General features: G+C 72.3%; 15 protein-coding genes. 14 read left to right on the forward strand and 1 reads right to left on the reverse strand.

Features of this window, described 5'->3' with window-relative positions:
• Positions 1 to 4: 4 nt before the first annotated feature.
• Positions 5 to 1,093 carry an NADH:flavin oxidoreductase gene (locus QWJ13_RS28520; RefSeq protein ID WP_316528035.1) on the reverse strand — a complete coding sequence of 363 codons (1,089 nt, stop codon included), beginning with the start codon at positions 1,091 to 1,093 and terminating at the stop codon, positions 5 to 7.
• 280 nt (positions 1,094 to 1,373) lie between these two features.
• On the opposite strand from QWJ13_RS28520, the gene QWJ13_RS28525 reads away from it, so the two are divergent.
• The 14 genes from QWJ13_RS28525 to QWJ13_RS28590 form a co-directional block, all read left to right on the forward strand.
• A complete protein-coding gene (locus QWJ13_RS28525) occupies positions 1,374 to 2,111 on the forward strand; it encodes an SDR family oxidoreductase (RefSeq protein ID WP_316528036.1) in 738 nt (245 codons plus the stop codon).
• Between the two features lie 32 nt (positions 2,112 to 2,143).
• The gene (locus tag QWJ13_RS28530) at positions 2,144 to 3,340 is read left to right on the forward strand and encodes a cytochrome P450 (RefSeq protein ID WP_316528037.1); all 1,197 of its coding nucleotides are present in this window, start codon (positions 2,144 to 2,146) and stop codon (positions 3,338 to 3,340) included.
• Entirely contained in the window at positions 3,337 to 6,723 is a 3,387-nt protein-coding gene (gene car, locus QWJ13_RS28535) for a carboxylic acid reductase (protein ID WP_316528038.1), read from the forward strand. The genes QWJ13_RS28530 and car overlap by 4 nt, the downstream gene beginning before the upstream one ends.
• Before the next feature lie 12 nt (positions 6,724 to 6,735).
• Positions 6,736 to 7,119, forward strand: a complete 384-nt coding sequence (locus QWJ13_RS28540; RefSeq protein WP_316528039.1) for a nuclear transport factor 2 family protein — start codon at positions 6,736 to 6,738, stop codon at positions 7,117 to 7,119.
• A 302-nt stretch (positions 7,120 to 7,421) separates the two neighbouring features.
• The gene (locus tag QWJ13_RS28545; protein ID WP_316528040.1) at positions 7,422 to 10,709 is read left to right on the forward strand and encodes a type 2 lanthipeptide synthetase LanM family protein; all 3,288 of its coding nucleotides are present in this window, start codon (positions 7,422 to 7,424) and stop codon (positions 10,707 to 10,709) included.
• Complete coding sequence (locus tag QWJ13_RS28550; protein ID WP_316528041.1) at positions 10,706 to 12,907, forward strand: peptidase domain-containing ABC transporter; 2,202 nt, start codon at positions 10,706 to 10,708, stop codon at positions 12,905 to 12,907. The genes QWJ13_RS28545 and QWJ13_RS28550 overlap by 4 nt, the downstream gene beginning before the upstream one ends.
• A gap of 98 nt (positions 12,908 to 13,005) precedes the next feature.
• Positions 13,006 to 13,197, forward strand: coding sequence for a hypothetical protein (locus tag QWJ13_RS28555; RefSeq protein WP_316528042.1), 192 nt, complete (start codon positions 13,006 to 13,008; stop codon positions 13,195 to 13,197).
• 22 nt (positions 13,198 to 13,219) lie between these two features.
• Entirely contained in the window at positions 13,220 to 13,408 is a 189-nt protein-coding gene (locus QWJ13_RS28560; RefSeq protein ID WP_316528043.1) for a hypothetical protein, read from the forward strand.
• 23 nt (positions 13,409 to 13,431) lie between these two features.
• Positions 13,432 to 13,623, forward strand: coding sequence for a hypothetical protein (locus tag QWJ13_RS28565; RefSeq protein WP_316528044.1), 192 nt, complete (start codon positions 13,432 to 13,434; stop codon positions 13,621 to 13,623).
• A 23-nt stretch (positions 13,624 to 13,646) separates the two neighbouring features.
• Positions 13,647 to 13,841: a hypothetical protein gene (locus QWJ13_RS28570; RefSeq protein WP_316528045.1), complete on the forward strand. Its 195-nt coding sequence runs from the start codon at positions 13,647 to 13,649 to the stop codon at positions 13,839 to 13,841.
• 184 nt (positions 13,842 to 14,025) lie between these two features.
• Positions 14,026 to 14,448: a helix-turn-helix domain-containing protein gene (locus QWJ13_RS28575; protein WP_316528046.1), complete on the forward strand. Its 423-nt coding sequence runs from the start codon at positions 14,026 to 14,028 to the stop codon at positions 14,446 to 14,448.
• A 51-nt stretch (positions 14,449 to 14,499) separates the two neighbouring features.
• Positions 14,500 to 15,030: a ParH-like protein gene (locus tag QWJ13_RS28580; protein WP_316528047.1), complete on the forward strand. Its 531-nt coding sequence runs from the start codon at positions 14,500 to 14,502 to the stop codon at positions 15,028 to 15,030.
• A complete protein-coding gene (locus QWJ13_RS28585; RefSeq protein ID WP_316528048.1) occupies positions 15,023 to 16,117 on the forward strand; it encodes an MAB_1171c family putative transporter in 1,095 nt (364 codons plus the stop codon). Before QWJ13_RS28580 ends, QWJ13_RS28585 begins: the two co-directional genes overlap by 8 nt.
• 401 nt (positions 16,118 to 16,518) lie before the next feature.
• The coding region (locus QWJ13_RS28590; protein WP_432277618.1) for a DUF7507 domain-containing protein at positions 16,519 to 20,649 on the forward strand (4,131 nt) is incomplete at its 3' end.

Consider the following 20,649-nt stretch of genomic DNA (forward strand, 5'->3'; position numbering starts at 1 on the left):
TCGATCAGTCGAGCTTGGCCAGCACCGCGGGGTCGTACGGCACCGCCCCCGCCAGCTCGCCGCCGAGCGCCCGCGCCGCCCAGTCGGGGTTGGCCAGCAGCGGCCGGCCGACCGCGACCAGGTCGAACTCGTCGCGCTCCAGGCGCTCGACGAGGTCCTCGATGCCGGTCACCCCGGACGCCCGGGTGAAGCCCTGGGCGAACTCGCCCTCGCCGTACTGCCGGTCCAGCCCGACCGAGCCGACCGTCACCGTCGGCTTCCCGGTGAGCTTGCGCGCCCAGCCGGCCAGGTTGAGCGCACTGCCCTCGAACTCCGGTTGCCAGTAGCGCCGGGTGGAGGCGTGGAAGACGTCGACGCCCGCGTCCGCCAGCGGGGTCAGCAGCTGCTCCAACTCGTCCGGGCTCTCGGCGATCCGGGCCTCGTACTGGTTGACCTTCCACTGGGAGAACCGGAAGAAGACCGGGAACCGGGGGCCGACGGCCGCGCGGACGGCCTGGACGACCTCCACCGCGAACCGGGCCCGGGAGGCCGGGTCGCCGCCGTAGCGGTCGGCGCGCCGGTTGGTGCCGCTCCACAGGAAGTCGTCGATCAAGTAGCCGTGGGCGCCGTGCAGTTCGACGCCGTCGAAGCCGAGCCGCTTGGCGTCCGCGGCGCCGCGGGCGAAGCTCGCCACGGTGTCGTCGATGTCCTGCCGGCTCATCGCCCGGCCCGCCGGGCCGCCGTCCAGTCCGATCCCGGACGGCCCCTCGGCGGGCGGCTCGGTGCCCGGGCGCTGGACCCCGGTGTGCCACAGCTGCGGGATGATCCGGCCGCCGGCCGCGTGCACCCGCGCCACCACCCGGGCCCAGCCCTCCAGGGCCACCTCCCCGTGGAAGTGCGGCACCCCGTCGTAAGCCACGGCGGCGGCGCGGTCGATGTAGGTCCCCTCGGTGACGATCAGCCCCACTCGGTGGGCCGCGCGCCGGGCGTAGTACTCCGCGACGTCCGGGCCCGGCACCCCGCCCGGGGACTGCATCCTGGTCATCGGCGCCATCACGATCCGGTTCGGGACCGTCAGGCCGCCCACGGTGAACGGCTCCGCCAAACCCGCCATTGTTCCTCCCGATTTCGTCCGTCAATTCCGACCGTCGAATATCGAGGATTATCCGTTCCGCCGTTCCCGCCGTCCAGCACACACCCCGGCGCCACCGATGGACCGCCCGAGGCGATGCACTGCATCGACACAATCGTCTTGACCCTGCGGAAGGCCCTCCAGGATAGTGGTCCGCAGTGGCTCCGCGCCGCCCGTTCGATTTCGCGAGAATGCGCCGGAGAGCGTCGCGGACAGATTCTCCGACCCGACGGAAGGCGGCGGAAGCGAATTGGATCAGGAATTGGCCGGAAAGCGCGCGGTGGTCACCGGCGGAAGCCGCGGCATCGGTGCCGCCATCGCCCGGAAGCTGCTGACGTCCGGCGCCACCGTCGTCACCACGGCGCGCAAACCGACCGAGGACACCCCGCCGGAGAGCACCTTCGTGCCGTCCGACCTCAGCACTCCGGCCGGCGTCCGCGAATTCGCCGACACCGCGCTGGAGCTGCTCGGCGGCGTGGACATCGTGGTCAACAACGCCGGCGGCTGCCGGTCCTTCCAGAGCGCGCTCGACATCGAGAAGGACTGGCAGTACACCATGGACATCAATTTCCTGTCCGCCGTCCGGCTCAATTCCGCACTGGTGCCCGCGATGCGTTCCGGCGGTGGCGGCGTCATCGTCCACATGTCCTCGATCGCCACCGTCTCGTCCTATCCGATGATCCTCCACTACGCCGCCGCGAAGGCCGCTCTGGAGGTCTACCAGAAGGGGCTGGCGACGGAACTGGCACCGGACGGAATCCGGGTCGTCGCGCTCTCCCCCGGGAACGTCATGACGCCGGGCGCGGACGAGGCCAGGGACCTGATCGCCGACTACCTCGGGACGACGGAGACGGCGGACTGGGCCGAGGGCATCCCGCTCGGCCGGATCGGACGCACCGAGGACATCGCCGAGGCCGTCGGCTTCCTGGTCTCCCCGCGCGCCTCCTGGATCACCGGCAGCAACCTCGTCATCGACGGCGGGCGGATCGCGGCGCTGTGACCGCCCGCCCCGGGAACGGAAGGACTGACACCATGACCGCCACGAACGACGGGCCCCGGGCCTATCCGTTCGGCCCGACCCACCGGCTGGACATCGACCCCGAGCTGGCCGCGGTCTGCGGCCGGCAGCCCGTACTGAGGGTCCGGCTGCCCTTCGGCGGGGACGGCTGGCTGGTCACCCGCCACGCCGACGTCCGCACCGTGCTGGCCGACCCCCGGTTCAGCCGGGCCGAGGCGGTCGGCGACCACGTGCCGCGCACCGTCTCGGCCGGTCTGCCCCGCACCTCGATGCTGAGCATGGACCCGCCCGAGCACACCCGGCTGCGGCGCCGGGTGGCCAACCCGTTCACCGTCCGCCGGGTCGAGGCGCTGCGCCCGCGGGCCCAGGAGATCGTCGACGACCTGCTGGACGCGATGATCGACACGGGCTCGCCGGCCGACCTCACCAAGGCGCTGACCTGGCCGCTCCCGGTCACCATGATCTGCGAGCTGCTCGGTGTCCCGGTCGCCGACCGCGACCGGTTCAACTCCTGGGTGGACGGCCTGCTGACGCTCTCCGACCCCGAGCTGTCCGCCCGCGACCGCGGCCACCTGAACGACTATCTGGCCGGCCTGGTCGCCGAGCGCCGCGAGAACCCCACCCCCGACCTGCTCGGCGAACTCGCCGCCGTCGAGGACGAGGAGAGCCGGCTCACCGAGGAGGAGCTGGTCGGCCTCGGGGTCAGCCTGCTGTCCGCCGGCCAGGAGGCCACCGCCAACCAGATCGGCAACTTCGTCTACACCCTGCTGTCCCAGCCGGAGCTGTGGCGCGAGCTGGTGGCCGACCCCGGGCTGATCCCGGACGCGGTCGAGGAGCTCTCCCGCTTCATCCCGATCAGCGCCACCGCCGGATTCACCCGGATCGCCCTGGAGGACGTCGAGCTCAGCGGGCAGACGATCCGCGCGGGCGACGCGGTGGTCGCCGAACTCGGGCTGGCCAACCGGGATCCGGAGGTGTTCAAGGAGCCCGACCTGATCGACTTCCACCGCCCCTCCGCCCCGCACGTCACCTTCGGGCACGGCATCCACCACTGCCTGGGGGCGCAACTGGCCAGGATGGAGCTGCGCACCGCGATCGACTCCCTGGTCCGCCGACTGCCGAACCTGCGCCTGGCCGTCGAGCCCGAGCGGATCAACTGGCGGACGGAGCGCCTCATCCGCGGGGCCGAAGCCCTGCCGGTCGCCTGGTGACGCCCGCCCCCGCCGGGTCGGGCCAGTCCGAGGCCGTGCGCGCCGCGCTCGCCGATCCGGCGACCGGTCCGGCCGAGATCATGGCGACCGTCATGGCGGCGTACGGGGACCGCCCGGCGCTGGGCGAACGCGCCCGCGACCGGGCGACGGGGCGGCTGCTGCCGAGCTTCGACACCATCAGCTACCGGGAGTTGTGGACCCGGGTGCGGGCGCTGGCCGGCGCCTGGGCGCACGAGCCCGGGTACCGGCTGGCCGCCGGCGACCGGGTCTGCACGCTCGGCTTCAGCAGCACCGACTACGCCGTCCTCGAACTCGCCTGCGTCCACCTGGGCCTGGTCTCGGTGCCGCTGCACGCCAGCGCGCCGCTCGCCCAGCTGGCGCCGATCGTCGCCGAGACCGAGCCGCTGGTGCTCGCCACCAGCTGCGAACGGCTGGACACCGCCGTCGCCGCGGTGCTCGGGCAGCCCTCGGTCCGCCGGCTCGTGGTCTTCGACTACCACCCCGAACTCCCGGACCACCGCGAGGCGTTCGCGGCCGCCGAACGACAGCTGGCCGCAACCTCCACCGTTCTCGACCCCCTCGGCGAGGCGGTCGGGCGCGGTGCCCTGCTGCCGCCGCCCCCGCTGCACGTCCCCGCCCCGGGCGAGGACCCGCTCGCCCTGCTCCTCTACACCTCCGGCAGCACCGGGGCGCCGAAGGGCGCGATGTACCCGCAGCGCCTGGCCCGCAACGCCTGGTGGGGGTTCGTCTACGGGCCCGCCGACATCCCCTCGGTCGTCGTCCACTACATGCCGCAGAGCCACCAGGCCGGCCGGATGTCGGTGCTGGGCACGCTGGCCCGGGGCGGCCTGGGCTGCTTCACCGCCCGCAGCGACCTGTCCTGCCTGTTCGAGGACATCGGGCTGGTCCGGCCCACCGAGCTGACCATGGTCCCGCGGGTGGCGGACATGCTCTTCCAGCAGTACCGGATCGAACTCGGCCGCTGGGGCGGCGAGCCCGGCGACGCGGACACAGCGGTGAAGAAGCACCTGCGGGAGACCTTCCTCGGCGGGCGGGTGGCGAAGGCCTTCTGCGGCACGGCCCCGCTCTCCGCCGAGGTGGCGGAGTTCGTCGAGTCCTGCCTGGGCCTGCACCTGTACACCGGCTACGGCTCGACCGAGGCCGGCGGGGTGCTGCTCGACACCGTGGTGCAGCGCCCCCCGGTGCTCGACTACAAGCTCGCCGACGTCCCGGAGTCGGGCTGCTACCGCACCGACCGGCCCTACCCGCGCGGCGAGTTGCTACTGCGCACCAGCGCCGCGATCCCCGGCTACTACCGCCGCCCGGAACTCACCGCGTCCGTCTTCGACGAGGACGGCTACTACCGCACCGGCGACATCATGGCCGAGGTCGCCCCGGACCGGCTGGTCTACGTGGGCCGCACCAAGGACGTACTCAAGCTCTCCCAGGGCGAGTTCGTCACCGTCTCCCGGCTGGAGGGCGTCTTCCTGGGCAGCCCGCTGGTCCGGCAGGTCTTCGTGTACGGCAACAGCGAACGCTCCCATCTGCTCGCCGTGGTGGTGCCGACGCCGGACGCGCTGGCCCGCTGCGACGGCGAGCCGGAGGCGCTGCGGCGGCTGGTCGACGGCGAACTGCGGCGCACGGCACGGGAGAACGGGCTGCACCCGTACGAGGTGCCGCGCGACGTCCTGATCGAGACCGAGCCGTTCAGCCCGGCGAACGGCCTGCTCTCCGACAGCCACAAGCCGCTGCGCCCCAAGCTGGTGGAGCGCTACGGCCCGGCCCTGGAGCGCCGCTACGCCGAGCTGGCCGAGGAACAGGCCGACCAGCTGAGGGAGTTGCGGAGCGCCGGCGCGGACCGGCCGGTCCGCGAGACGGTGGACCGGGCGGTACGGGCCGTCCTGGGCCGGGTCGACACCGGCGCGGACGGCGGCGCCCGCTTCACCGACCTGGGCGGCGACTCGCTCTCCGCGCTGACCTTCACCTCCCTGCTCAAGGAGGTCCTGGACGTCGAGGTGCCGGTCGGCGTCGTCATCGCTCCGGCCACCGACCTGGCCGGGGTGGCGGCGTACATCGAGGCCCGGCGGGCCGCCACGGCCACCCGGCCCACGGCCGCCTCCGTGCACGGCGTCGGCGCGACCGAACTGCGGGCCCGCGACCTCACCTTGGATCGGTTCATCGACGCCCCGGCCCTGGCCGCGGGCCCCGCGCTGCCTCCGCGGACGGTGCTGCTCACCGGCGCCAACGGCTTCCTCGGCCGCTTCCTCTGCCTGGAGTGGCTCCGCCGCCTGGGCCCGTCCGGCGGCCGGCTGATCTGCCTGGTCCGGGGCGCCACCCCGGCGGAGGCGGCCGAGCGGCTCGCCCGATCCTTCGGCTCCGATACCGAACTCGCCTCGTTCTACCGGGAGTTGTCCGACGGGACGCTCACCGTCCTGGCCGGCGACCTCGCCGAACCGCGCCTGGGCTTGGACCGGGCGGTGTGGCACGGCCTGGCCGAGTCGGTGGACCTCGTCGTCCACCCGGCCGCCCTGGTCAACCATGTGCTGCCGTACGGCGAGCTGTTCGGCCCCAATGTCGCGGGCACCGCCGAACTCGTCCGGCTGGCGCTGGCCGAACGGCTCAAGCCCGTCAGCTATCTGTCCACCGTGGCGGTGCGCGGCGCGGCCGATCCGGCCGCCATGGACGAGGACGCCGACATCCGCGAGACGCTCCCGCGCCGGCGCCTGGGCACCGGCTACGCCGACGGGTACGCGGCCGCCAAGTGGGCCGGCGAGGTGCTGCTGCGGGAGGCGCACGAACGGTACGGCCTGCCGGTCACCACCTTCCGCTCGGGCATGATCCTCGCGCACAGCCGGTACCCGGGGCAGCTGAACGTGCCCGATGTGCTCACCCGGCTGCTGCTCAGCCTGGTGGCCACCGGGCTCGCCCCGCGCTCCTTCCACCGCGGCGGCGCGCCCGCCCACTACGACGGCCTGCCGGTCGACTTCCTCGCCGAGGCGGTCACCGCGCTGGGCACCGCGGCCCCGGGCGACTACCGCACCTTCAACGCGTCCAACCCGCACGAGGACGGCGCCTCGCTGGACACCTTCGTGGACTGGCTGATCGAGGCGGGCCACCCGATCCGGCGGATCGACGACTACCAGGACTGGTTCGGCCGCTTCACGACGGCCGTCCGCGCCCTGCCGGAACGCCAACGCGCCCACTCGGTACTGCCGTTGCTGCACGCCTTCGAGCGGCCCGCCGAGGGCCGCCCCGCCCCGGCCCCCCGCTTCCGGGCCGCCGTCCGCGCGGCCGGCCTCGGACCCGACCGGGACGTGCCGCGGCTCGCCCCCGCCCTGGTCGCCAAGTACGTCGCCGACCTGCGCGGCCTCGGCCTGCTCTGAATGGAGATTCCCTTGAACCAGGACCAGAACCAGAACCTCGACGAGCTGGTGTCCGCCGGCCTGCGGCGCCTGGAGGCGGGCGACCTCGCCGGCTTCCGCGCCCTGTGCACCCCCGGCGCGACGGTGTGGCAGAACGACGGCCTGGGCACCCAGTCGATCGAGGACCGGCTGAAGCGGATCGGCGAGTTCTTCACCGACGCGGAATCGGTGCGGTTCGAGGTGGTGCGCCGGTTCCACAAGCCCGACGAGGTGTTCCAGCAAAACGTCCTGCACCGGGTGGCACGGGACGGCTCCCTGAGCCGGGTCCACGGCAGCACGCACTTCCGCTTCGAGGGTGAGCTGATCGCCGCCATCGAGGAGTACCTCTACGAGGTGCCCGAGTCGCCGCTGAGCTGACCCGCCTACCGCGCCAGAGGCCGGCCGACCCGTCCAGGGTCGGCCGGCCTCTTCGCGCCGCGGGCGGACGGCGTTCCCGCAGGCCAGGGGCATTAGCTGATATGAATGGCGCAGGCACTTCCATTCACGCCACTTGACGCACCGTCACGGACCGAGCAGACTCGCCCTCACAGTGTTAGCTGATGTGAATCGCTTGAGATCATCGCGTTCACCGCAGTTCTTCAGCCCTGCTCGCTCCTCCCCGCAAGCGTCAGCCCGGCTGGTCCGCGGACCGCCCGCCCTCCGCGTCTCAGGAGTTCAGCATGCCCTCGAAGACCCCACCCGAAGTCGCGGACCCCGTCCTCCCCTGGTCGTGCGTCAACCGCGCACCGCTGACGGGGAGTTGGTGGGCACGTGGCCTATGGCTGGCCGAGCGCCTGGCCGCCGGGGGCGAGCCCGGCCCGGTGCCGGACAGCCCGGCGGAGGGCAGCCTCGGCTGGCGCGCCGACCGGCGGTTGGCCCGCTGGCGCACCGCGTACCCGGACCACACCCCGGACACGGCCTCCGCCCAGGCCCACGCGCTCGGTCTCGATCCGGAGCGGTTGCGCCGACTGATCGCCGAGCACCCCGACCAGCTGGCCGCGCGCAGCGCCAAACCGGCCTGGGCGCGGTTCGTCGAAGGCGTCATGGCCCGGGCGCCCGAACTGCCCCCGGCGGCACCCGAGCGCGAGCCGCAGGCCGGGGCTCACCGGCACTGGTTCACCGACTTCGCGGTGATCGTCGAGCCCTTCCTCGCCGAGGCCCGCCGCCTGCTGGGCACCGACACCCACGAGGCGGTACAGCGCTCACTCGACAGCAGCCTGCGTGAACAGCTGGTCGCCCTGCTCGGCCGCGCCCTGGTGCTGGAACTCCATGTGGCAAGACTGTCCGGCCAGTTGGCCGGCGACACCCCGAGCGAGCGCTTCCACGCCTTCATCGCCCGGCAACGCCGGCCCGAGCAGCTGGCCGCCCTGCTGGACGAGTACGCCGTCCTGGCCCGGCTGGTCGCGTACGCCACCGAGAACGCCGCCCACGCCCACCGCGAGTTCCTCCGACGCTTCACCGCCGACCGGCCGTTACTGGTCGAGCGGATCTTCGGCGGACGTGACCCGGGCGAGCTGACCGCCGTCCGGATGGGCGGCGGCGACGGCCACGAGGCGGGCCGCTCGGTCGCGCTGCTGACCTTCTCCTCCGGCGCCCGACTGGTCTACAAGCCGCGCCCGCTGGCCGTCCACGAGCACTTCAACGCGGTGGTCGACTGGTACGACACCGCGCTGCCGGGCCTCGACCTGGGCACCGTGACGGCCTGGGACCGGGGCGAGTACGGCTGGACACAGTTCGTGGAGCCGGCGCCGTGCGCCGACCACGCGGCGGCCGAGCGGTTCTACCACCGCCTCGGGGCGCTGCTCGCCCTGCTCTACGCGCTCGCCGCCACCGACTTCCACTTCGAGAACGTCATCGCCGCGGGCGAGCAGCCGATCGCGGTCGACCTGGAGTCCCTGTTCCACGTCGGCGTTCCCCTGCTGACCGGCAGCCCGCTGGTCGACGAGGACCCGGCCCAGCACCTGCTCGCCCACTCGGTGCAGCGGGTCGGCCTGCTGCCCTCGGTGCTGGTCGGCGACGGCGGCGCCGTGCTGGACGTCGGCGGGATGGGCGCGGACAAGGGCGCCGCGATGCCGTTCAAGTCCCCCGCCTGGGAGGGCGACGGCACCGACGAGATGCGCCTGACCAGGGTGCGGCTCGCCTTCGAGGGCAGCGCCAACCGGCCGCGCCTGGACGGCCGGGACGTCGACCCGGCCGACCATCTGGCCTCGCTGCGGGCCGGGTTCGCGGCCGGCTACCGGGCGATCGCCGCCCACCGCGAGGAACTGCTCGCGCCCGACGGTCCGCTGTCGCGCTTCCGGGAGGACACCAGCCGCACCATCGTGCGCGCCACCCGCGTCTACGCCCACCTGCTGAGCGAGAGCACCCACCCCGACGTCACCCGCGACGCGCTCGACCGCGACCGGGTGCTCGGGCTGATCTTCGCCCAGTCCGCCGAGAACCCCGCGATCCAGCCGCTGCTGACGCTTGAGGCCGAGAGCCTGTGGAGCGGCGACGTACCGCTGTTCCGCTCCGTCGTCGGATCCCGCGAACTGCGCACCCACAGCGGCCGTTTGTTGCCGCAGGCGCTGCCCGAATCGGGGCTCGACCGCTCCCGGCGGATCATCGCCGCGATGGGCGAGCAGGACCTCGCCACCCAGGACTGGATCATCCGGGCGGCCTTCGCGGCGCGCGCCTCCAACTCCCCGTCCGGCACCCCGCAGACCGCCGAGCCGACCTCCACCGACTCCGACCGCTCCCCCGCCGAACGCGCCCTGGCCCTCGCCCGCTCCGTCGCCGACCAGCTGACGGCCGACGCCCACCGCACCGACGGACGGGCCGGCTGGCTCGGGCTCGACCTCAACCGCGACCAGTGGCGGGTCACCGCCCTGCGCGACGACCTGTACGGCGGCTACGCCGGGCTGGCCCTGTTCTTCGCCCAACTCGCCGCCATCACCCGGGAGGAGCGCTACGCCCAGTGGGCCCGCCGCATCCTCGCCCCCTTCCCCGAGCACCTGGCCGCCCACCGGCTGCGCGCCGCGAAGCGCCCCTGGGGCGCGTTCGGCGGCCTGTCCGGCACCGCGTACGCGCTGGACTGCGCCGCCGTCCTGCTGGACGATCCCGCCCTGGCCGCGCCCGTACCGGACCTGCTCGAAGCGGCGGCCCGCGACCTGGACGAGGACGACCGGCAGCTCGACCTGATCGGCGGCTCCGCCGGCTGCCTCGCCGTCGCCGAGGCGCTGGCGCACCGGCACGGCGCCGTCGCCCACGCCTGCGCCCGGCACTGCGCGCGACTGCTGATCGGCAAGGCCGAGTCACAGCCCGACGGCACCGCCGTCTGGCGCACCGCGATGACCGCCGAACGGCCGCTGCTGGGCATGTCCCACGGCACCGGCGGGATCGGCTGGGCCCTGCTGCGCCACGCCGCCCGCACCGGGGACGCGGCCGCGCTGCGCACCGGGCAGGCCGCGCTGGCCCACGAGGACGCCGGCTTCGACCCCGCCATCGACAACTGGCCGGACTTCCGCGAGCTGTCCCCCCGCCCCTGGCAGGCCGCACCGCCGCCGGGCACCACCGCCCATGTGCACGCCTGGTGCCACGGCGCCCCCGGCGTCGGCCTGCTCCGGGCCGATCTGCCCGCCACCACCCGCACCCGGGCGAGCGAGCAGGCGCTGCTGCGCGCCGTACGCTCGACTGCCGCCGCCCGGACGGACGGCGACAGCCTCTGCCACGGCCGCCTGGGCAATCTGGAGCTGTTCGCGGTGGCGGCCCGCGCCGGGGTCGCCGAGGCCCGCGAGCACTACCCGCGGGCCCGGGACGCCGTGCTGGCCGCGATCGAGCGCCGTGGGCCGCTCTGCGGCACCCCGGGCGGCATCCCCACGCCCGGCCTGATGACCGGCCTGGCCGGCATCGGCCACGGCCTGCTACGGATCGCCGCGCCCGAGCTCATCGCCCCCGTACTGCTGCTCGCGCCGCAGGAGGCCCGGTGACCGCCCCCGCCGACGCCCCCGAGCGCCGTCGGCGCCGCTCCCACCGGGTGCCACAGCGCCTCCAGTTCACCCGCACCGAATGCGCCGCCGCCTGCCTGGCCATGGTGCTCAGCCACTACGGGCGGGACTCCACGGTGGCCGACTGCCGCCCGCTGCTCGGCGCGGGCCGCGACGGCGCCTCGGTGGCCGTCCTCATCGACGCCGCGCACCGGGCCGGCCTGACCACCCGCGTCCTGCGCGGACCGGACGCGCTGGCACAGCCGTCGAACGGCCCCGTCATCGCCTACCTGACGAGCCATCACTTCGTGGTCCTGGAAAGGTTCGACGGCCGGACCGTCCGACTGGTCGACCCGACCGCCGGACGCCGCCAGATCTCCCGGCAGGACTTCGACCAGCTCTTCGGCGGCGTGGCCGTCGCCCTGGAGCCGAACGAGCACTTCGAGCCCCGGCACACCCGGCTGCGCGACCGCCCGATGGTCCGCTACCTGCGGCGCTTCCTCGCCGCCCCAGGCGGCCGCTCACTGCTCGCCATGACGGCACTGGTCACCGGAGCGCTCCAACTCCTGGGCCTGGCCCTGCCGTTGCTCACCCGTACGGTGGTGGACTCGTTCCTGCCGCAGCACCGCACCGACCTGGCCGCCCTGCTCGCCCTGTCCGCCGTCGCCATCGCCCTGCTCACCGGCCTGTTGACGGCCCTGCGCGCCCTGGCCCTGCTCGGACTGCGCCGACGCGGCGACCTGGTGCTCACCCGCTCCTTCGTCGAGCACCTCTTCCGGCTGCCACTCCAGTTCTTCCTCGACCGGGGCCGCGGCGACCTGCTGATGCGCATGTCCAGCGTCTCCAGCACCCGGGAGACGCTGACCCAACAGCTGATGACCGTCGCCCTGGACGGCGTCCTGCTGGTCGGCTACCTGGCCGCCGTGGTGGTGCTGCAACCGCTGTACCTGTTCGCCGTCGCCCCGCTGTTCCTGCTGCAACTGCTGCTGGTGGTCCGCGCCCACCGCCGTTTGCGCAACCTCGCCCAACTGGAGCTGGTCGCACGGGCGGAGGAGCAGAGCTACCTGGTGGAGGCGCTGGAGGCGATCCTGCCGCTCAAGGCGAACGGCGTGGAGAGCCGGGCGGTGGAGCACTGGCAGGGGCTCTTCACCCGCTACCAGCGGGCGATGCTGCGGCGCGGCCGGGCCACCGCCCGACTATCCGGCCTGCAAAGGTCGATGACGGCGCTCGGCCCGCTGCTGATGCTGGGCGTCGGCGCCTGGCTGGTGATGACCGGCCGCTCGACCCTGGGCACCATGCTGGCCGCCAACAGCCTCGTGCTGTCCCTGCTGGCACCGCTGGAGACCCTCTCCACCACCGGCCAGCTCTACCTCACCGTCAACGCCCAGGTGGAACGCCTCTTCGACGTCCTGGACGCACCGACCGAGACCGGCGGACAGCTACGGCTCGCCGCCGACCGGGCCACCGCCGTGGACGTGCGCGAACTCACCTTCCGCTACCAGCCGTCCGGCCCGCCGGCCCTCAGCGGCATCGATCTCTCCGTCGCCGCCGGAGGCAAGCTCGGCATCGTCGGCCGGACCGGCTCCGGCAAGAGCACCCTCGCCCTGCTGCTGCTCGGGCTGCTCCGCCCCGAGGAGGGCGCGGTGCACCACGACGGCGTGCCGATCGACCAGCTCGACCTCTCCGACCTACGAGCCCACTGCGGCGCCGTACTCCAGGAGTTGAGCCTCTTCGGCGGCAGCATCCGGGACAACCTCACCCTCGGCCGACCCGACGCCGAGGACGCCGAGGTGATCCGGGCCGCGCGCATCGCCGGGCTCCACGAGGACGTGCTGGCCCTGCCGATGGGGTACGACACCCCGGTCGGCGAGAGCGGCTCCGCACTGTCGGCCGGGCAGCGCCAACGGGTAGCCCTGGCACGGGCGTTGGTGCACCGACCCCGGCTGCTGCTGCTCGACGAGGCGACCAGCCACCTCGATCCGCAGACCGAGCGCCATGTCGACGGCGCACTCGCCGAGTTGGCCGTCACCCGGATCGTCGTCTCCCACCGGCTCAACGCCGTGCGCAACGCCGACCTGATCCTCGTCCTGGAGCACGGCCGGATCGTCCAACGCGGCCGCCACGACGAGCTGATCGAGCAGGACGGCGTCTACCGACGGCTGTTCGGCGACACCTCCGTACGCCCGGCCGCCAGCCACTGAATCCGACGGGCCGCCCCGCCGCCGCCCGTCCCACCAGCCCCGGTCGGCCACCCGGCCGCCCGGCCACGGCACCATCGCCATCGGAAGGCAGGACCGCCATGAGCGACGACAGCACCGCCCGCGCCTGGAAGGACCCCGAGTCCACCGCCCGCGCCACCGCCCCCGTCCACCCGGCCGGCGAGATCGACCTCGGCTTCCTGGTCGGCGGCCTGGCCGACGAGGAGGACGGCAGCGAGGCCCTCGGCTCGGCCGGCTGCTGCCCCACCTGGGCCACCGGCACCCACTGCTGAACCCCCACCGGAAAGGCGCACCATGAGCAACGAGGAGACCGTCCGGTCCTGGAAGGACCCCGAGACGGCCCACACGCTGCCCGGCCACCCGCTGGGCGAGGTCGACCTCACCGCCCTCAGCGGCGGCGAGCAGGAGATGACCATCTTCGAGATGTGCACCGGCCAGACCGCCTGCGGCACCTGCGGCGGCTTCAGCTTCGGCTGCTGCTGAACCCCTCACCGGAAAGGCACACCATGAGCAACGAGCAGATCGCCCGGTCCTGGAAGGACCCCGAGACGGCCCACACGCTGCCCGGCCACCCGCTGGGCGAGGTCGACCTCACCGCCCTCAGCGGCGGCGAGGAGCAGATCACCGTGTACGACATCTGCACCACCAACATCACCGGGTGCGGCACCTGCGGCAGCTTCAGCTTCGGCTGCTGCTGATCCCCTCCAGCGGAAGGCACGCCATGAGCAACGAGGAGACCGTCCGGTCCTGGAAGGACCCCGAGGCGGCGCACACCGCCCCCGGCCACCCGATCGGCGAGCTGGACCTCACCGCCCTCAGCGGCGGCGAGGAGGCCTGGACCAACAACGACATCTGTAGCACCACCGACCAGAGCTGGTGCGGTACTTGCGGCAGCTTCAGCTACGGCTGCTGCTGACCCGCCGCACGACACCGCACCGGACGTCGGGTCCGGCCCTCCCCCGGGGCCGGGCCCGCGTTCGTTCCTCGGTCGTCCACCGCCGGACCCGACGCGACGCCCGAAAGCTACGATGGTCCCCCGGCGGCCGACCCGAGTACCCCCAGCGCCGCCGGAACCGGCAGTGGCGGCGCAGGAGGCGGAGATGGCGGGAGTCGAGACGAGTACGCTCGCTCAGAAGATCGAGGCGCTGTTCCGCACGGTCCGGCGCCCCAACCGTGAGCAGTACAGCAACGAGGACGTGGCGCGCGCCTGTCGCGAGGCGACGGGAGAGACGTTCTCGGCCACGTACCTGTGGCAGCTGCGCACCGGCAAGCGCGACAACCCCACCAAGCGGCACCTGGAGGCGCTGGCGCAGTTCTTCAACGTCTCGCCCGCGTACTTCTTCGACGACCGCTCACAGGAGATCGTCGCCGAACTCGCCCTCCTGGAGGCCCTGCGGGACGCCGGTGTCCGAAACATGGCGCTGCGGGCGGTGGAACTGTCGCCCGAGGCACTGGACACGGTCTCGGATGTGATCGAGACTATCGCTCGCCGGGAGGCTGCCAGGGACAAGCCCTCCCGCTGAGCGCACAGTTGGACCGGCAGCGCTGGCCCCGGCGTACCGGGGAGGCGTGCATTGCGGTGGATCCGACGGCATGGCGGGCTGATGCGGCGATGTCGCGCGATCAGCGAATCCCTCGAACTGCCCGAACCGTTCGACGCCGCCGAGCTCATCGCCCGTCTCGCCACCAGCCGTGGCCGCCCGATCGACCTGATCGCCGTGGCGGCGCGGCCCGGAGCGCCGTGCGGGCTGTTGGTCACGACCGGGCAGGCCGACTACATCGTGTACGCCGAGGACACCAGCGCGCTGCACCGCCAGCACATCCTGGTGCACGAGTACGCCCATCTGTTGCTGGGGCACACGTCCGAGCCTTCGCCGGATCCCGGCCTCACCGGTGGTCTGTTGCCGAACCTGTCGCCGGATCTGGTGAAGAAGGTGCTCGGACGGACGGTGTACCTCGAACCCCAGGAGCAGGAAGCCGAGTTGCTCGCCTCGCTGATCCTGAAGCGGGCCCTGTTACCGGGCGGCCGGACGCGCGGCGACGAGTGGGCCCACCGGCTGTCCCCGCTGTTGGGATCGCGCCGCGCCAACGGCCCGCATGACTGACCCCGTCCTCGCCTGCGCGGCAGGCCTGTTGGTGGTGCTGAGCACGTACCGGTTTCTTGCCGACCGGCGCCGCGACGCCTCGCCCGCGCGTCGGTACACCTGCTGCTTCAGCTGGTGCTTCGGGGCGTTCCTGGCGCTGATGGCCTCGGGGCAGGCCGGGTCGGAGGGAGTGTTCGGGCTGCTCGCCGACCTCCTCAAGATGAGCTCGGCCGGATATCTGGCGCTGGCCGCCGTCGCCATGCGGCGACCCGAGGCCACGCCTCGGACGCTGCGCCGCCGAAGCATCGGGATGGCGCTGGCGATGGTGGCGGCGGCGGGGCTGTACTTCCTCGCCGGAATCCAGGACGACGGCACCCAGATGGTGCCGACCGGCGTCGGCGGCCGGGTGGCCCTGGCGGGCTTCGACCTGGTCATCACGGGCTACGCGGGCTACTGCCTGGTCACCCTGTTGCGGCAGACCTTGCACTGGACGCGCCAGGCGGACACGGTGGCGCTACGGACGGCGTTGCGGTTGATCTCCCTGACGACCGCCTTCGGCCTGCTCTGGGTGGTGTGGGGACTGGACGATGTGATCGGGACGTTGCACTCCGGCCGCCAACAAACCGCCGAGGACGTCATCTCCCTGGCCCTCGGCCGCCTGTGCGCGGTGCTGTTGCTCGCCGGCGCCACGACCCTGCTGTGGGCCCGCGCCGGCCAGGCCGTTCGGCAATGGCGTTCGGCCTACCGGAGTTACCGGGCGCTTCGCCCCCTGTGGAGTGCTCTGCACACGGCCTTCCCGCAGATTGCGCTCACCGCTGGACGGATGCCCCCCGCCGACGCCGAATTCGCCCTGTACCGACGGGTGATCGAGATCCGGGACGGCCTGCTGATCCTCCGCCGATATCGCGTCGCCGCCGAAACTCCCCCGGAGTCCGCCGACGCCGCGCGGACCGAGGCCGCCCACATCGCCGACGCCCTCACCCGCGCCCAGGCCCCCGACAACAACCCGCCCTCAGCCGAGCCCCACGTCCCGCACACCGGCGACATCGAGGCCGAAACCCGCTGGCTGGCCCAGGTCGCCCAAGCCCTGCGGACGATGGAGAACTGAATTCGTCACCCTGGCCGCGAACACGCATAGGCCAGGTGGACCGCCGTCTTGCGGACTTTCGGGACTTCGCCTATCGGGTTGTCAAGGCCCGGCTTCCGGCCTGAATCACAGAAATCGAAAATCACTCGAATGCTGTCATTTAAATGACAAACATATGAGCCGGAGCCTCTTAGCATTCGTGCGAACCGCCATGGGTTTTTCGAACAACGAGGCGGACTCTTCATCCCATCGATCATGGGAAGCTCCGGAGGTAAAGCATGGGCAAGGCAGGTGTGGATCGCACCGGCGGCAAGGCGCCGGGCGGTCGGTCGTGGAAGTGGCGGAGGTGGCGCGACCCCGGGAGCTCAGCCGGGTGCCCGCCGAGACCGCCGACCTGGCTGCACCGCTGGTGGATCGCCGTGGTGGCCGCGGTCGTGGCGTGCGTCAGCCTGCCGGCCGCCGTCGTGCACGCCGCCACGCTGCTCACGGTGGCGCTCTCACCGGTGACGACTCCGGTGAACTCCGGCGACGTGGTGAGCTACCTGCTCAACGTGCAGTGCTCGAACCCGACCGGGTGCGGAACCATCACCGCCACGATCCCCGCGCCGCCCGGCTGGAGCAGTGCCGCCGGCACGCCCACGGCATCGCTCAGCCCCGCCCAGACCGCGGTAGGGATCTCCGCCACCGCCGGGCCGACCGGGACACTCACGCTGACCTGGCCCAACGCGGCCGCCGGTAACTCCCAGCAGATCCAGGTCAACTGGCCGACCCTCGACTACCTCACGACCCCCGGCCCGCAGACGGTCACCGCGAACGCCAGCGACACCGCCGGCGACACGTCCGCGCCCGCGAGCGCCACCGTCGACCTCAACGCGGTGCCCGTCCCGCAGATCTACAAGAACGGGCCCAGCGCTGCGACGGCCGGTAGCACGGTCTCCTACCTCATCACGGCTTCGAACGTGCAGACGAACCCGACGACGGCGCAGGGCGGGCTCGCCCTGGAGAACGTGGTCATCTCCGACCACCTGCCGACCGGGGTCACGTTCGTGAGCTGTGACGGCTGTTCGTACGATGCCGGCACCAACACCGCGACCTGGCCGACCATCGCGTCGATGGGAGGCCAGCAGCCCACCGTCCACGGGATCGAGTACACGCTGCCGGCCGGGGCGGCTCCGGGCACCAGCTTCACTGACACGGTGTCGATGGAGGGCACGCCGCTGGGCTCGACCACGCCCATGACGGTCTCCGCCCAGGCAACCACGACGATCCCGACCGGCCCGCCGGTGGTCACGGCCACCACCCGGAAGGACGGCGGCTACGGCATCGCGGCCGTCGGCGGCCAGGCCGTCTGGAACCTCACGTCGGGCAACGACGGCACCGTCGACGCGACGCTCGTCATGAGCGACGACATGCCCGTGGGGTACGTCGCGACGGACATCGCCTCGATCGCCAACGCCGACACGAACGCCCAGCCGCCCAGCCCCACGACGATCCTGGTGACCTACAGCGACGGATCACAGCAGACGTTCACCTGGACGGGCGTACGGCTCGGCCTGGGCAAGGACAGCCTGCGCATCACCAACATCACCGTCACCATCCCCGACGTCGGGCCGTCGACCAGATACGGCATCATCATCAACGGCTCGATCGCCCCCGATGCGACGCCCGGATCCACCCTGCAGAACTGCCAGGTCACGACGCTCTCGGCACCCGGCGTCGCCGACGACACCTCCACCGCGTGCGCGACGATGGACATCCGGGCGTTCATCAGCGACGCGTTCCTCAGAAAGTACCTGGCCACTCCCAGCCCGGTCGCGCCGGAAGCCGAGTTGACCTGGGGCTTGAGCATCAACTACGACCCGAGCCTGGCAACCACGCCGCTCCAGCCCGAGATCATCGATCTGATCCCGCCCCAGCTGACCTACCAGCAGGGTTCCTTCGCCCTCGGCACCAACCAGCCGGCGGACTGCCCGGTCGCGTCCGACTTCGCCGTGTCGCTGGTGCCGAACTATCTCAACGGCCGCACCGCGTTGATCGCGACCACTGCCGGCTCCGGTGCCACCGTGCCGATGCAAGCCACCTGCATCTACGTGTTCACCACGACCGTCAATCCGGGGACGCCGGCCGGCACCTACGGCGGCGACGCCGGCGGCGCGCCGCCGACAGACCCCACCTACCCCGTCCTGCCGACCTACCAGGGCAACGTCGCCTACCTGTTCGACACCCGCGGCTACCTGCTTCCCGCCGACTTCGGCAAGACCCAGGACGCCGCCGATGTGAACCGCAACGGCAACATCACCGAAGGCGTCTCGGCGACCACCGCTGACTTCGCCGTCGCGCGGTCGGCGGCTCTGGGCGTCACCAAGGAGGTCATGGGCGACAAGGACACCAACTTCCTCGGCTCCGCGGAAAAGGACCCCACCCAGGTGGGAACCTCCTCCGTGGGCGGCACGGTCACCTACCGCGTGTCCCTCGCGGACGAGGGCAACGAGCCCATGACCAACTTCGTCGCCTACGACCTGCTCCCGTACCCCAACAACACCGGTGTGACGGCGCCCCGGTACAACGACCGCAGCGACATCAACCAATGGGTGCCGACGCTGACCGGGCCGATCAACACCGGTAGCGACCCGGTGACCGTCTACTACTCCACCAACCCCGACCCCTGCCGGCCGGAGATGGACTCCACCACCAGCGAGCCGTTCTACTGCGGCGGTGCGTACAACGCCCACGGCGACTGGACCACGGCGGCCGGGGTGACCAACTGGGCGGCGGTGCGGGCGGTCCGCTTCGACTACGGCAGCACGGTCGTCGCGCCCGGTACGAGCTTCACCTACACGTGGACCATGAACGTCCCCACCACCACCGCTGACGGCACCGCGTTCGTCGGCGGCGAGCGGACCTGGAACAAGATCGCCGCACAGGCGGCCAGTGACGTGTCGGGCGTGCTCACCGAGCTCCTTCCCACCGAGGCCCCGTGGGTCGTCGACCAGGTCATCCCCACCGTGGAGCCGGCCAGCCTCGGCCTCACCAAGACCGCCGACAGCGCGGGTCCGTTCCACGTCGGTGACACCGTCCCCTACACCTACACCGTCACCAACACCGGCGGAACCCAGGTCAACAACATCACCGTCACGGACGACCACGTCACCCCGGTGACGTGTGACGCCACGACTCTGGCCCCGGGCGCGAGCACGCTCTGCCACGGCAGCTACGTCATCACGGCGGCTGACGTCACGGCCGGGCAGGTGACCAACACGGCTGTCGCCGACGGCACCGATCCGGCGGGTCAGCCGGTCCAGAGCCCGCCCGCTCAGGCGACGGTTCCGGTCATCGGCGTGGCCTCCCTCGGCCTCACCAAGACCGCCGACAGCGCGGGTCCGTTCCACGTCGGTGACACGGTCGCTTACACCTACACCGTCACCAACACCGGCACCGCCGCCGTCAACAACATCACCGTGACCGACGACCACGTCACCTCGGTCACGTGCGGCGCCACGTCCCTGGCCCCCGGCGCGAGCACGACGTGCCACGGGACGTACGTCATCACGGCTGCTGATGTCACGGCCGGGCAGGTGACCAATACGGCTGTCGCGAACGGCACCGACCCGCAGGGTCAGCCGGTCCAAAGCCCGCCGGCTCAGGTGACCGTTCCGGTCATCGGCGTGGCCTCCCTCAGCCTCACCAAGACCGCCGACACCACCGGCCCCGTCCACGTCGGCCAGACCGTCACCTACACCTACGCGGTCACCAACACCGGTACCGCCGCTGTGAGCAATCTGACGGTGACGGACGACCACGTCGCGTCGGTGACGTGCGATGCCACGACTCTGGCCCCCGGCGCGAGCACGCTCTGCCACGGGACGTACGTGATCACGGCGGCTGACGTCACGGCCGGGCAGGTGACCAACACGGCTCACGCGGATGGCACCGACCCGCAGGGCCAGCCGGTGCAGAGCCCGCCGGCTTCGGTGACGATCCCGGTCGTCGGCGAGGCCGCGCTGGCGATCGAGAAGGTTGCCGACAGCGCGGGTCCGTTCCACCTCGGTGACACCGTCGCTTACACCTACACCGTCACCAACACCGGCACTGCCGCTGTCACGAATGTGTCGGTGATGGACGACCACGTCACCTCGGTGACCTGCGACGCGACCTCTCTGGCTCCCGGTCAGAGCACGCTCTGCCACGGGACATACGTCATCACGGCGGCTGACGTCGCCGCTGGTCACGTAACCAACACGGCTCACGCGAACGGCACTGACCCGCAGGGTCAGCCGGTGCAGAGCCCGCCCGCCGACGTCACCGTCCCGGTTGTCGGCGAGGCCATGCTGGCGATCGAGAAGGTCGCCGACAGCGCGGGCCCGTTCCACCTCGGTGACACCGTCGCCTACACCTACACCGTCACCAACACCGGTACCGCCGCTGTCAACAACATCACCGTGACCGACGACCACGTCACCTCGGTGACCTGCGCTGCCACGTCTCTGGCCCCCGGCCAGAGCACGACGTGCCACGGCAGCTACGTCATCACCGCTGCTGACGTCACGGCCGGG

Origin of the sequence: Kitasatospora brasiliensis, from assembly GCF_032654805.1 — a bacterium.
Lineage (GTDB): Bacteria > Actinomycetota > Actinomycetes > Streptomycetales > Streptomycetaceae > Kitasatospora > Kitasatospora brasiliensis.

Bases quoted from the DNA above. Each gene is read 5' to 3' on its own strand.
- QWJ13_RS28520 (WP_316528035.1), bottom strand. From the start codon at position 1,093: ATGGCGGGTTTGGCGGAGCCGTTCACCGTGGGCGGCCTGACGGTCCCG.
- QWJ13_RS28530 (WP_316528037.1), top strand. From the start codon at position 2,144: ATGACCGCCACGAACGACGGGCCCCGGGCCTATCCGTTCGGCCCGACC.
- QWJ13_RS28545 (WP_316528040.1), top strand. From the start codon at position 7,422: ATGCCCTCGAAGACCCCACCCGAAGTCGCGGACCCCGTCCTCCCCTGG.
- QWJ13_RS28555 (WP_316528042.1), top strand. From the start codon at position 13,006: ATGAGCGACGACAGCACCGCCCGCGCCTGGAAGGACCCCGAGTCCACC.
- QWJ13_RS28560 (WP_316528043.1), top strand. From the start codon at position 13,220: ATGAGCAACGAGGAGACCGTCCGGTCCTGGAAGGACCCCGAGACGGCC.
- QWJ13_RS28565 (WP_316528044.1), top strand. From the start codon at position 13,432: ATGAGCAACGAGCAGATCGCCCGGTCCTGGAAGGACCCCGAGACGGCC.
- QWJ13_RS28570 (WP_316528045.1), top strand. From the start codon at position 13,647: ATGAGCAACGAGGAGACCGTCCGGTCCTGGAAGGACCCCGAGGCGGCG.
- QWJ13_RS28575 (WP_316528046.1), top strand. From the start codon at position 14,026: ATGGCGGGAGTCGAGACGAGTACGCTCGCTCAGAAGATCGAGGCGCTG.
- QWJ13_RS28585 (WP_316528048.1), top strand. From the start codon at position 15,023: ATGACTGACCCCGTCCTCGCCTGCGCGGCAGGCCTGTTGGTGGTGCTG.